This is a genomic window from Micromonospora sp. NPDC047521 (genome assembly GCF_055587305.1).
The window spans coordinates 66,252-78,344 of sequence record NZ_JBVJGN010000001.1; the positions used below are offsets into that span (position 1 = coordinate 66,252).

Consider the following 12,093-nt stretch of genomic DNA (forward strand, 5'->3'; position numbering starts at 1 on the left):
GCGGGTCGTAGCGTCACCCGGGCCAACAACCGACCCCGTGGAGGCAGAGGCGTGTACGGCTGGACCGACCCGAACGACCCGAACGGCGCACCCCGGAGCGCCGAGCGGCAGACAGACGAGCCGGACTGGCTGCGCGACCGCCCGGAGCCCCGCTCGGCCTACCTGTTCGGCGACGACCCGGACCGCCCCGACGACGAGTGGCAGCGCGAACAGCCCACCGCCCGCTGGCAGCCGGAGCCCGCCGCGCCCGCCGACGCGTACACCGCCGCCTGGCCGACCCACCGGCCGGTCGACGACGACCCGACGGACTGGCGCGGTCGCGCGGACACCACAGGCGGTTGGCGCGCCGACGCCGGCCCGGAGTCCGCCGACGACTGGAGCGCCGCCGAGGCCGAGCCCACGGCACGGCCCGGCGAGGGGCGGCACCGCTCCCCGCGCCGCTGGCGCCGGCCGCTCATGATCGGCGGTGCCGCCGCCGCGGCCACCCTCGTGGTGAGCTTCGGTGTCGGGGCGCTCGCGCTCCCCGGTGGCGACGACACGGCCAGCGAGCCGACGGCCGTCGACGACACGTACGCCGCGTCGGCGGCGCCCGCCGAACAGCCGGCCCTGGACACCCTCGTCGCGCCCTCCCCGACCGGCACACCCACGGCCGCCGCCCCGCCGAGCCCGTCGCCGAGCAAGGTCGTCAAGCCCAGCCCGACGCCGTCGCGGACCACCGCCGCCTCCCGACGCGTCGCACCGCGCAGCACCGGAGGGATCACCACAAACGGTTCCGGCAGCTCCAGCGGCACCGTGAGCAGCCAGGCGCGCGAGGTGGTGAACCTGGTCAACGCCGAACGGGCCAAGGCCGGGTGCAAGGCGCTGAGCATCGACGACAAGCTGATGACCGCCGCGCAGAAGCACAGCCAGGACCAGGCCGACCACCAGAACATGTCGCACACCGGCAGCGACGGCAGCAACGCCGGTGTACGGCTGGACCGCGTCGGCTACGCGTGGCGCACCTACGGCGAGAACGTGGCCTGGAACCAGAAGACCCCGGCGTCGGTGATGGACGCCTGGATGAACAGCTCCGGCCACCGGGCCAACATCCTGAACTGCGCGTTCACCGAGATCGGCGTCGGCATCGCCAGCAGCAACGGCCCGTACTGGACGCAGGTCTTCGCGGCGCCGCGCTGACCGCGCGTCGTCCGCACCCCCGCGCGTCGTCCGCACCCCCGCGCTCGTTTGACCCGGTGAGGTACGTCGGGCCGAGCGCGGGGCCGGCGTACCGGCCGAGGGCGGCGACGGGCCGCCCGCGACCCGGGAGCTGCCGATGCGGATCCGGCCGCGGCGACCTGCCGCGACGCGTTCACTGCGCCGACTCCTGGCCGCCGGCCTCGTGGCGGTGGTGGTCGTGCCGGCGTACGGGTGCCGCGCCGAGCTGACCCCGCCCGGAGCACCCACCGCCTGGCCGTCCGGCCAGTCCCGCCACTGGCAGTGGCAGTGGCAGCTCACCGGGCCGCTGGACACGACGGTGGACGCGGACGTCTTCCTGCTGGACCCGGTGGACACCACCGCCGCGCAGACCGCCGAACTGCGCTCGCACGACCGTCGACTGGTCTGCCAGGTGCACGTCGGATCGGTCCGGCCGAACGACCCGGACGCCAGCCGCTTCCCGGAGGTCGTACGGGGCGCGGTCGGGCGTCGACCCGGCAGCCGGTGGCTGGACGTCCGGAGTTGGGACGCGCTGCGACCGGTGCTGGCCGACCGGTTCCGGCTGTGCCGGGGCAAGGGCTTCGGCGCGGTGGCCCTCGCCGACGCCGACGGGTACGCGTCCCGCACCGGGTTCCCGCTCGACTTCGACGACCAGTTGCTGTTCAACCGCCGGCTGGCCGAGCTGGCGCGCTCGCTGAGCCTCTCCCCCGGCCTGGTCAACGACGTGCCGCAGGTCGCCGCGCTCGCACCGGACTTCGACTTCGCGGTGAACGAGGAGTGCATCCGCCTGGGCCAGTGCGCCAAACTGCTGCCGTTCGCCGACGCCGGCAAGCCCGTCTTCCACGTCGAGTACACCGGCTCGACAGGCGACTTCTGCGTCACGACCGTCGGCTACGGCTTCGCCTCGATCCGCAAGGACCGCACGCTTGACGCCTCGCGGGACCCCTGCCCGCTGCCCTGAGACGGGCTGGCCGGGCCGCTGTCGCGACCCGGCCACCCACCGTCCGGTCTCAGGGCACCGGCACCAGCTCCGGCGCGGGGGCCGGCGGGTCGGCGGGGACGGGCGCCGGGCGCTGACGCAGGAAGCGGGGAGCCCACCAGTTCGCGTCGCCCAGCATGGTCATCAGCGACGGCAACACCACTCCCCTGATGATCGTGGCGTCCAGCAGGATCGCCGCCGCGAGACCGATGCCGAGCTGCTTCATGTCGATCGTGCTCAACGTGGCGAAGATCGAGAACACGCCCACCATCACGATCGCCGCACTGGTCACCACCCCGGCCGACGAGGTGATCCCGTACGAGACGGCCTCGCGGTTGGGCATGCCCGCCCGTATCCCCTCGCGGATCCGGCTCACCACGAACACGTGGTAGTCCATCGACAGCCCGAAGAGCACCACGAAGAGGAACAACGGCAGCCAGGACACGATGGCGCCCATCGAGGTGAACCCGAGCAGCCCCTCGGCCCAGTCGCCCTGGAAGACCAGCACCAGCAGCCCGTACGCGGCGCCTGCGGAGAGCAGGTTCAGCAGGATCGAGCTGGCCGCGACCACCACCGACCGGAACGTGAGCACCATGACCAGGAAGGTGAGCACCAGCACGAAGCCCATCACCAGCGGCAGCTTGTCGCGGACGTGCTGCGCGTAGTCCTCGCTGTCGGCCACGCTGCCGCCCACCGCGTACTCGATGCCGGGGATGCCCCGCAGCTCGGCCGGGACCAGGTCCTCGCGCAGCGTCTCCAGTGACCGCACCGACCGGTCGTCCCGGCTGGCGTACGGGGTGGCGACGTCCAGCACCGACACCCGCCGGTCGTCCGACACCTGGATCTTCGGGCCGTCCGCCTCGGTCGGCGCGAACAGCGGGTCACCTGCGGCACGGGTGGCCAGGTCGGTGAGAGCGGCGCGGACCCGGTCGGCCTGCTCGGCCGGCGCCCGCACGGCCACCACGTGGTTGGTGCCGGTGCTCGGGAAGGCGGCGGTGAGCCTGTCGTACGCCTGCATGGCCGGGGTGGTGCGGGGCAGGTCCTCCATGCCCGGGAACTTCAGCTTCATGCCCAGCGCCGGCGCGGCCAGGGCGAGCAGCAGCCCGACCGAGATCACCAGGGTCACCACCGGGGCGCGCAGCGCGGGCCGGAGCAGCGCCGGCCAGAGTCGCGGCGGGCGGGGCGTGCCGTGCCGGCCGGTACGTGGCGCGGTCAACCGCCAGAGCAGCGGCACCCGCGGCCGGTCCACCCAACGGCCGAGCCTGGCCAGCAGGGCGGGCAGCACGGTCAGCGAACCGGTGACCGCGACGGCGACCACCAGGATCGAGCCGACGGCGAGGGACGAGAAGACCACGTCGCCGGCGAGCAGCAGCCCGGCCATCGCGATGATCACGGCGAAGCCGGAGACCACTACCGCGTGCCCGGAGGTCTCCGCGGCGATCTCCACGGCGTCCAGACCGGACCGGCCCTTGGCGCGTTCCTCACGCTCGCGGCGGATGTAGAACAGCGAGTAGTCCACCCCGACGGCCATGCCGATCAGCAGGATCACCGGCGACGTGGTGTCGGTGGCCGGCACCAGGTGCGAGGCGAGGGTGGACAGACCCATCGCGGCGGCGACCGAGGAGAGCGCCAGCAGCACCGGGACGCTCGCCGCGATCAGCGCGCCGAACGCGATGATCAGGATGGCGAGGGTGACCGGCAGGCTGAGCAGCTCGGCACGCTTGAAGTCCTTGCCCAGGGTGTCGTCGAGGGCCTGACCGATCGACGGACCGCCTACCTGCTCGACGCGTACCTGCGGATACGCGGTCTGCACGGTGGCTGTGGCGTCGCGCAGCGGCTGCACCCGGTCCGACGCCGTCTCCGGATCGCCGGACATGGTGATCGGCAGCAGCAGCGCGGAACCGTCCCGGGCCGGGACGGGCTGGCCGACCTCGGCGACGCCGGTGACCGTCCGCAGGCGGGCGGCGGCGTCGTCGGCCGCGGCCTTCGCCGCCGCGGCGTCCAGCGCGCCGCCCCGCGAGGTGATGAGGACGTTCTCCACGGCCGGGTCGTCGAAGTCGCCGGCGTCCACGATGAGGCTGGCACGTCCCGCCTCGCCGATCGCCTGGTCGCCGCTCGTGGCCTCGTTGAGACCGGCGGCGTTGCCACCGACGAAGCACACCGCCACGAACACCGCCCACAGGGCGATCGCCCGCCACGGGTGCTCGGCGCTCCACCTCGCCATCCGCACCGTCACCGGTCTGCCAGCCATCTCGGGTCCCCCTGTCACGTCAACCCCCTGTCAACTGTGTTGACGCTAGGGGCGTGACGAGGCGGTCACATCGGGGATCGGCCCTGGCCCGCCCCGGAACCCGTACACAAGGGAGGCCGGCCCGTCCGGCGGCCATTGACCGACGATCGTGGCACGCGCCGGGGTACGGCCCGGAGCGTCAGGCCGCGACCCGCCGATGCCGACCCGGAGCCGGCTCCGGGTCATCCCCGAGCGGCACCCCGAGGTCGCGGCTGGCAACGCGGGCAGCTGTACGACGAACGGTTCATGAACGCCTCGCGGCGGATCGGCGTGCCGCACCGCCGGCAGGGCTGGCCCTCGCGGCCGTAGACGTTCAGCTCCCGGTCGAAGTAGCCGCTCTCGCCGTTGACGTTGACGTAGAGGGCGTCGAAGCTGGTGCCGCCCTCCCTGATCGCCTCGCCGAGCACGTCCCGGACGTGACCGAGCAGCCGCTGCGCCGCCGGGCCGGTCAACGCGTCGGTGGGGCGCGCGCCGTGCAGCCGGGCACGCCAGAGCGCCTCGTCGGCGTAGATGTTGCCCACCCCGGAGATCAGGCTCTGGTCGAGCAGGGCCCGCTTCACCTCGGTCCGCCGTCGGCGCAGCGCGGCGACGAACGCCGTGTCGCAGAACTCCGGATCCATCGGGTCGCGGGCGATGTGCGCGATCTCCGCGGGCAGGTCGGCGCCGCCCTCGCTTACCGACAGTCCGCCGAACGTGCGCTGGTCGACGAAGCGCAGCTCCGGCCCGTCGTCGGCGAACCGGAACCGCACCCGCAGGTGCGTCTCGTCAGCGGTGCCGGGCGGTTGCAGGAGCAGCTGACCGGACATGCCCAGGTGACCGATCACCGCGTCACCGCTGTCCAGCGGGAGCCACAGGTACTTGCCGCGCCGCCGCACGTCGAGCACCGTACGGCCGGTGAGCACGTCGGCGAAGTGCGCGCCACCGGGGACGTGCCGGCGGACGGCGCGCGGGTGGCGGACCTCCACCGAGCCGATCCGGCGGCCGATGACCCACTGGGCCAGTCCCTGCCGGACGGTCTCCACCTCGGGCAGCTCAGGCACGCCCCGCCCCCGCGTCACGGTCGACTGCCGCGCCCACCCGGTCCTGCGCGCCATCGCCCGACGACTGCTGGGCCGCGACGTCGGCCGGCATCACCTGCGCCAGGTGGTCGGCCTCCTCCGTCCGGGCGGCCCGCTCGGCCTGCTCCAGCGGACCCACCGACTCCCGGTCGGCCGACCCGTCCCGGCCAGCCGACCCGTCCTGGTCGTTCTGGTCGGCGAGCGTCCGCCAGGCCGCCTCCGCCGCCCGCTGCTCGGCCTCCTTCTTGCTGCGCCCCTCGGCGCCGCCGTACCGGTTGCCGGCCACCACCACCCAGGCGGTGAACGTCTTGAGGTGGTCCGGGCCGGTGCCCTCGATCCGGTACTCCGGCACCCCCAGCCCGAGCGCGGCCGTCAGCTCCTGGAGGCTGGTCTTCCAGTCCAGCGCGGCGCCCCGACCGGCCGACTCGGCCATCAGCGGGTCGAAGAGCCGGTGGATGACGATCCCCGCGGTGTCCAGCCCGTACTGGAGGTAGATCGCGCCGAGCAGCGCCTCCAGGGTGTCGGCCAGGATGCTCGCCTTGTCCCGGCCGCCTGTGGTCTCCTCGCCCTTGCCGAGCAGCAGGTACGCGCCGAGGCCGTCCGGGCCCAGCCCACGGGCCACGTCGGCGAGCGCCCGCATGTTGACCACGCTGGCACGCAACTTCGCCAACTGCCCCTCGGGCAGATCCGGGTGGTTGTGGAAGAGCGCCGTGGTGATCACCACGCCGAGCACCGAGTCGCCGAGGAACTCCAGCCGCTCGTTGGTGGGCAGACCACCGTTCTCGTAGGCGTACGAGCGGTGGGTCAACGCGCGTTGCAGCAGCTCCGGTTCCAGGCTCACGCCGAACGCGGCTTCCAGGTGACCGACGGACGCCCGCCGCCGCTTGTCGTTGCTCATGTGCGTACCTCGGTGTCGGTGGAACGGTCGGTGTTCTCCGTCGCGACGTCGCCGTCGAGCAGGGCGGAGACCAGGTCGGTGGCGTGCCGCCGCCACAGGTGGGCGGCGAGGGCGATGCCGGAGGCGACATCGTCGGCGCGGGCGGAACCGTGGCAGACGACCACGGTTCCCGCCACGCCGAGCAGTGCGGCGGCGCGGGGGGCGCCACCCCCGGCGGGCGGGCCGCCGGCCATGGCGTACGCGCCCTCGATGGCCTTGAGCAGCACGTTACCGGTGAAGCCGTCGGTGACCACGACATCGGCGCGCGCGCCGAGCGTCACGTCGTACCCCTCGACGAGGCCGACGTAGCGTGCCCCGCCGGGCAGCGGCTCGACGGCCAGCAGCGGGTCGGTCGCGCGGCGGACCCGGTCGCCCTTGCCCGCCTCGGTGCCGACCGAGAGCAGGCCGACGCGGGGCGCGGCGATCGAGTGCGCCACCTCGGCGTACGCGGCGCCGAGCACGGCGTGCCGGGCGAGGGTGGCGGGGCGGGGCTCCAGCGAGCCGCCGACGTCGAGCAGCACTACCGGCCCGGTGAGCGCGGGCAGGGTGGCGGCCAGGGCGGGCTGGCGGATCTCCGGCCAGCGGCCGAGACCGAGCACGGCGGCGGTGACTGTCGCGCCGGTCGCGCCGGCCGAGACCAGGGCGTCGGCGGTCCCGTCGCGCACGGCGGTGACCGCGGCCCGCACGGTGCTCTCGGCCCGGGCGGCGCTGGGGTGGTCGGCCATGCCGACGACGGCACGGACCGGCCGCACGGTGATCCGGGACCGTTGGGCCGGGTCGAGCGCGGCGATCATCTCGTCGGCGACCTCGGTCGGACCGACGAGCAGCAGGTGCAGGTCAGGGTCGGCGCGCACGGCCCGCAGAGCGCCGTCAACCACGACGGCGGGAGCATCGTCCCCGCCGAGGAGGTCAACGGCGATCCGCGCGGTGCCCGGCTCCACCGGAACGCCGACCGGGTTGGGCCGGCCGGCATCGGAGGGAGCCGGGGCACCGGGCGAATGCCAGGGTGCGCGCGCCGCCCGACCCGGGGTCGGGGGCGTCACTCGGCGTCCAGGTCAGACCTCGATGACCTGGCGGCCGTTGTAGGTGCCGCAGACGGAGCAGGCGGCGTGCGGCAGCTTCGGGGACTTGCACTGCGGGCACGCGACGGTCGCGACCACTGTCGCCTTCCAGTTCGCCCGGCGGGACCGGGTGTTGCTGCGCGACATCTTGCGCTTCGGGACGGCCACGGTTCTTACTCCTCTGTACGGGTCAGTTGCGACAGGCCCGCCCAACGCGGGTCGATCTGCTGGTGACTGTGGTCGGCCGGCAGATCGTCCCAGTGCGCCCCGCATTCGGGGCACAGTCCTGGGCAGTCCTCCCGGCAGAGCGGGTTGGTCGGCAGCGTGAGCACCAACGCGTCCCGCAGCGCCGGCTCCAGGTCGATCAGATCGCCCTGCATCCGGCCCACCTCGTCCTCGTCGGTCGTGGCGTCCGTGGTGCTGTTCTCGTACGCGTACAGCTCCTGGATCGTCACGGCCATCGATTCGTTGATCTCGCGTAGGCAACGCCCGCACTCGCCCCGGATGGGACCGGTGATGGTCCCGGAGACGAGCACACCCTCGGACACCGACTGCAACCTCAGATCGAGGTCGAGGTCCGCGCCCTCCGGCACGCCGATCAACTCCACACCGAGGTCCGTCGGTGCCGGCACGACCCGCTGGACCTCACGCAACGCACCAGGGCGGCGCGGCAGGTCCCTCGTGTCGAGGACCAGCGGCGACCTGGGGTCGAGTGTCGATGGCGAGTGCTTGGGCATAGTCAGACTCCGGCCGGTGAGAGGCCGACAAAAAAGGTTACCTGGGCGACCGCCGGACCGTCGAACCGGGGGCGACGCCCGCCCGAGAATGTCGGCTGGTGAGGTGCCGCTCAGAAGGGTAGCGGGCGTTCGGCCTCATCCCCACCGAAGGTGCCGATCTCGCGCAGCGCGTGCATCTTGTCGCGGCCACGCTCTATCGACGCCAGGGCCCGGGTGAGGAACTGCTCGAAGTTGGCCAGCGCGGTGTCGACGTAGTCGTCGACCTCCTCACGCAGGCGCTGCGCCTCGGCGCGGGCCTCGGCGATGATCCGGGCGCCCTCGTGCTCGGCCGACACGGTGATCTCGTTCACCGACACGAGGCGGGCGTGTTCTGCCTCACCCTCGCTGATGATCCGGTCCGCCTCGCGCTTTCCGGCCTCCATGATCTTGTCCCGCTCGTCCAGGAGCGCGGCGGCCCGGCGCAGGTCGGCGGGGAGTTCGGCGCGCATCTCGTCCAGGGCCGCGATCATCTCGCCCCTGTCGACCATGCAGTTGTTGCGCGACATCGGGACGGAGCGGGCCTGCTCCACCATGGCGATCAGTTCGTCGATGCGATCGAGCGGGTCCACCGGTACCTCACTCCTGTCGTTCGTCGGCCGACCTCCATGATGCGGGCTACGGCCGGTCCCCCGCTTGACCAATCATGTCGTGCCCACCCCACACCTGCCCCATCCACCCCAACCCGGCGCGTCGCGCCGTCATCGCGCTCCGCGATGGAGCCACCCCGCCACCTCGTCGATCTTGCACTTCCTGCATCGACAAATGCCGCAGCTGAGCCCATTCCACCGACCGAAGCCGCAAGATCGCGGGGTGCGGGGTGGGTCAGGGGCGAGGGGTTAGGCGGGCCTGGAGGGCCTCGCGGACCGGGTCGGGGACGTGCGCGGAGATGTCGCCGCCCCACTTCGCCACGTCCTTGATCAGGCTGGACGAGATGAACGAGTAGAGCGGGTTGGTCGGCATGAACAACGTCTCGACACCGGCCAGACCGATGTTCATCTGGGCCATCTGCAACTCGTAGTCGAAGTCGCTGACCGCCCGCAGACCCTTGATCAGCACGCTCGCCTGCTGCGCCCGACAGAAGTCGACGAGCAGCCCGCGGAACGACTCGACCCGCACGTTGCCGTACGAGGCGGTCACGTCGCGGAGCATCTCGATCCGCTCCTCGACGGTGAACAGGCCGCTCTTCGACTGGTTCATCAGCACGCCGACGATCACCTCGTCGAACAGCCGGCTGGCCCGACCGATGATGTCGAGGTGTCCGTTGGTGACCGGGTCGAAGGAGCCGGGACACACCGCACGTCTCATGATCGGCGACCGTACCAAAGAGTGGTCTCGCCGTAACGGCGACTGCGCTCCGGGGTGATCCCCTCCACCCAGTCGAACTCCCTGGTCCGCCGGGACCGCTCCACCACCACAAGCGCGTCGGGCGCCAGCCAGCCCCCCTCGACAAGCGTGGTCAGCAGCGCGGTGATCTCCGCCTCCGGCACCGCGTACGGCGGGTCGGCGAAGACCACGTCGTACGGGCCGCCGTCCGGTCCGGCGGCCAGCACCGTCGCGACCCTGCCGGTGACCAGCCGGACGGCCGAGCCGGCCCGCAGGGTCGTCACGTTCTCCCGGATCACCCGGGCCGCCCGGGGGTCGGACTCGACGAGCAGCACGTGCCCGGCGCCCCGGGAGAGCGCCTCCAGACCCACCGCGCCGGAGCCCGCGTACAGGTCGGCGAAGCGCGCGCCGTCGAGGTCGACCTCGGACTCGACGGCGCTGAACAGCGCCTCCCGGACCCGGTCGGAGGTGGGTCGGGTGCCGGCGCCGGGCGGCGCGGCGATCCGCCGGCCGCCGAGCGTCCCGGCCACGATCCGGGTCACGGTCTCCTCCTGCTCATGACCTCGACGCTACGCGACCCCCGGGAGCGGGCGTTCGACACGGTCGGTACCGCCACGAGGACGACGTGATCACTTCTCGTATATCAATGATCTCAAGTTCATAACATCCGTCTTAGCAAATCCTGAGCGCTGTAACACACGCGGCGATCTCGCTAGGGTCTGCCGGGTGTCGGCGGCAACCCACCGGCCCACGGCTCGGGAGGGCGCCTCTCCATCGACGTGCAGTCACCGTCCACTGTCGCTCCCGTGCCACCCCCCTGACGCTTCAGCACTCCAGGAGTACCCGTGATCCGTCCCAAGCTGTCGCTCCGGCGACCGCTGGCCATCCTGGGAGCCGCCCTCATCGGCCTCACCGGGGTCGTCGCGGTGGCCACCCCAGCCAGCGCCCACCACACCACGATCACCGCCAAGGTCGACTGTGACCGGCTCACCGGCGAGCGCGTGATCACGTGGAAGGTGGTGAACAGCGAGGTCAACAAGGGCGCGACGCTCCGCAAGGTGACCGCCGAGCCGAACACCCCGGTGACCGTGGCAGTGGAGGGTGCGAAGACGGCCCCGCTGCAGGGCTGGGTCATCCCCGAGGGCTCCTTCGTCGAGGCCACCCAGCGCGTCCCCGGCAACACCGCGAGCGCCAAGCTGACGGTGGACGGCAGGTGGTACAAGGAGGGTCAGAAGACCGAGAAGAACACCAACGACGGCAGCATCAACCTCGCCGCCGACAAGTCCTGCACGCCGGCCCCGAAGTGCGTCGAGGTCGACAAGGCCAAGTACAGCCACACCTTCGACGGTCCGAAGGGCACCGCCACCGTCAAGCTCGACGGTGACCTGCCGCTCTGCGGCGAGGGCAAGCAGTGGTTCACGCTTGTGTCGTACTTCGCGCCGCGGCCGCAGTTCGCCACCCCGCAGTACGTCTACGGGACGCCGGACAGCGACTTCGTCAGCAGCAGCCAGACCGAGATCACGCTGAACGTGGAGATCCCGGACTGCCACACCCAGGTCGACCTGATCTGGGGCGGTAAGGACCAGGTCATCGACGAGCTGGTCGACGGCGGCAAGCGCTACGACAACAAGAAGCTCGGCTCGCCTGGCGCCCCGGGCAACCGGTCCAAGGGCCCGCAGGGCTGGTACAACGGCGGCAGCAAGAGCTGCACCACCCCGGCCTCGACCTTCGCGTCCAACTGCGACGGTTCGGTCGCCGTCTCGCTGAGCAACGACGGCAAGATCAGCAAGTACGCGGTCGAGTTCGAGGTCAAGGGCGAGAACGGCTTCACCAAGAAGGTCTCCGTCCCGGCCGGCAAGGCCGACACGAGCATCGTGGTGCCCGCCGCCGACGCCGGCAAGATCGAGGTGCTGGTCGACGGCAAGGTCATCGAGAAGGGCACCTACTCGTGGGAGCGCCCCGAGGACTGCCCGCTGCCGGCCGTCACCACCAAGGCCGACTGCAAGGAGTTCGCCCTCACCGTGACCAACCCCGAGGGTGGTCTCCCGGTCAAGGCGACGTTCACCTACGGCGACAAGACCGAGACCCGTACGGTCGCGGCCGGCGCGTCGGAGACGGTGACCTTCAAGGCCGGCAAGTCCGAGACCGCCCTGGTCACCCTGCCCGAGCTTGACCTCGAGCTGCAGGCGGCCTACGCGCCGGAGGGCGACTGCGGCGGCTCGGGCGGCGGCGGCGAGGAGCCGGGCCTTCCGGTCACCGGTGCGGCGGCGGGCGGCATCGCCGCCGGCGCGATCGCGCTGCTGATCGCGGGCGCGGTGCTCTTCGTCATCGCCCGTCGGCGTCGGGTGACCTTCACCGCCTGACCTGACCTGCGCTGAACCCGAGGGCGCGTCGACCATCCGGTCGGCGCGCCCTCGGTCGTCGTGGTCCCGGTGTCCGCACGGATGCGCCTGCCTCCGGCGGGCCGAGTGGAGC

At 72.3% G+C, this 12,093-nt stretch carries 12 protein-coding genes; 3 read left to right on the plus strand and 9 right to left on the minus strand.

Going from position 1 to position 12,093, the window contains the following annotated elements:
• The first annotated feature begins 51 nt into the window (after positions 1 to 51).
• Together ACZ6N8_RS00315 and ACZ6N8_RS00320 are read left to right on the plus strand one after the other, a co-directional pair.
• Entirely contained in the window at positions 52 to 1,176 is a 1,125-nt protein-coding gene (locus ACZ6N8_RS00315; protein ID WP_466006622.1) for a CAP domain-containing protein, read from the plus strand.
• A 136-nt stretch (positions 1,177 to 1,312) separates the two neighbouring features.
• A complete protein-coding gene (locus ACZ6N8_RS00320; RefSeq protein WP_466006623.1) occupies positions 1,313 to 2,155 on the plus strand; it encodes an endo alpha-1,4 polygalactosaminidase in 843 nt (280 codons plus the stop codon).
• A 49-nt stretch (positions 2,156 to 2,204) separates the two neighbouring features.
• On the opposite strand, the gene ACZ6N8_RS00325 is transcribed toward ACZ6N8_RS00320, so the two are convergent.
• From ACZ6N8_RS00325 to rsmD, 9 genes are all read right to left on the minus strand, one after another.
• The gene (locus ACZ6N8_RS00325) at positions 2,205 to 4,424 is read right to left on the minus strand and encodes an MMPL family transporter (protein WP_466006624.1); all 2,220 of its coding nucleotides are present in this window, start codon (positions 4,422 to 4,424) and stop codon (positions 2,205 to 2,207) included.
• A gap of 221 nt (positions 4,425 to 4,645) precedes the next feature.
• A complete protein-coding gene (mutM, locus tag ACZ6N8_RS00330) occupies positions 4,646 to 5,503 on the minus strand; it encodes a bifunctional DNA-formamidopyrimidine glycosylase/DNA-(apurinic or apyrimidinic site) lyase (protein ID WP_466006625.1) in 858 nt (285 codons plus the stop codon).
• On the minus strand, positions 5,496 to 6,419 hold the full coding sequence (rnc, locus tag ACZ6N8_RS00335) for a ribonuclease III (RefSeq protein ID WP_466006626.1): 924 nt from the start codon (positions 6,417 to 6,419) through the stop codon (positions 5,496 to 5,498). The genes mutM and rnc overlap by 8 nt, the downstream gene beginning before the upstream one ends.
• The gene (locus ACZ6N8_RS00340; RefSeq protein WP_364370628.1) at positions 6,416 to 7,399 is read right to left on the minus strand and encodes a phosphate acyltransferase PlsX; all 984 of its coding nucleotides are present in this window, start codon (positions 7,397 to 7,399) and stop codon (positions 6,416 to 6,418) included. The genes rnc and ACZ6N8_RS00340 overlap by 4 nt, the downstream gene beginning before the upstream one ends.
• 114 nt (positions 7,400 to 7,513) lie before the next feature.
• Positions 7,514 to 7,687 carry a 50S ribosomal protein L32 gene (gene rpmF, locus ACZ6N8_RS00345; RefSeq protein ID WP_074317731.1) on the minus strand — a complete coding sequence of 58 codons (174 nt, stop codon included), beginning with the start codon at positions 7,685 to 7,687 and terminating at the stop codon, positions 7,514 to 7,516.
• A gap of 5 nt (positions 7,688 to 7,692) precedes the next feature.
• Positions 7,693 to 8,256 carry a YceD family protein gene (locus ACZ6N8_RS00350; protein WP_139587729.1) on the minus strand — a complete coding sequence of 188 codons (564 nt, stop codon included), beginning with the start codon at positions 8,254 to 8,256 and terminating at the stop codon, positions 7,693 to 7,695.
• A 110-nt stretch (positions 8,257 to 8,366) separates the two neighbouring features.
• The gene (locus ACZ6N8_RS00355; RefSeq protein WP_089017300.1) at positions 8,367 to 8,864 is read right to left on the minus strand and encodes an SPFH domain-containing protein; all 498 of its coding nucleotides are present in this window, start codon (positions 8,862 to 8,864) and stop codon (positions 8,367 to 8,369) included.
• A 253-nt stretch (positions 8,865 to 9,117) separates the two neighbouring features.
• Positions 9,118 to 9,600: a pantetheine-phosphate adenylyltransferase gene (coaD, locus tag ACZ6N8_RS00360; RefSeq protein ID WP_387112727.1), complete on the minus strand. Its 483-nt coding sequence runs from the start codon at positions 9,598 to 9,600 to the stop codon at positions 9,118 to 9,120.
• Positions 9,597 to 10,160: a 16S rRNA (guanine(966)-N(2))-methyltransferase RsmD gene (gene rsmD / locus ACZ6N8_RS00365; protein WP_466006628.1), complete on the minus strand. Its 564-nt coding sequence runs from the start codon at positions 10,158 to 10,160 to the stop codon at positions 9,597 to 9,599. Before rsmD ends, coaD begins: the two co-directional genes overlap by 4 nt.
• 303 nt (positions 10,161 to 10,463) lie before the next feature.
• Here rsmD and ACZ6N8_RS00370 point away from each other — a divergent pair, with 303 nt between their 5' ends.
• The gene (locus ACZ6N8_RS00370; protein WP_466006629.1) at positions 10,464 to 11,981 is read left to right on the plus strand and encodes a cell wall anchor protein; all 1,518 of its coding nucleotides are present in this window, start codon (positions 10,464 to 10,466) and stop codon (positions 11,979 to 11,981) included.
• Positions 11,982 to 12,093: the final 112 nt, after the last annotated feature.

Excerpts from the sequence above, each read along its gene's own strand:
- ACZ6N8_RS00325 (WP_466006624.1), bottom strand. The coding sequence starts at position 4,424 with ATGGCTGGCAGACCGGTGACGGTGCGGATGGCGAGGTGGAGCGCCGAG.
- rnc (WP_466006626.1), bottom strand. The coding sequence starts at position 6,419 with ATGAGCAACGACAAGCGGCGGCGGGCGTCCGTCGGTCACCTGGAAGCC.
- ACZ6N8_RS00320 (WP_466006623.1), top strand. The coding sequence starts at position 1,313 with ATGCGGATCCGGCCGCGGCGACCTGCCGCGACGCGTTCACTGCGCCGA.
- ACZ6N8_RS00350 (WP_139587729.1), bottom strand. The coding sequence starts at position 8,256 with ATGCCCAAGCACTCGCCATCGACACTCGACCCCAGGTCGCCGCTGGTC.
- coaD (WP_387112727.1), bottom strand. The coding sequence starts at position 9,600 with ATGAGACGTGCGGTGTGTCCCGGCTCCTTCGACCCGGTCACCAACGGA.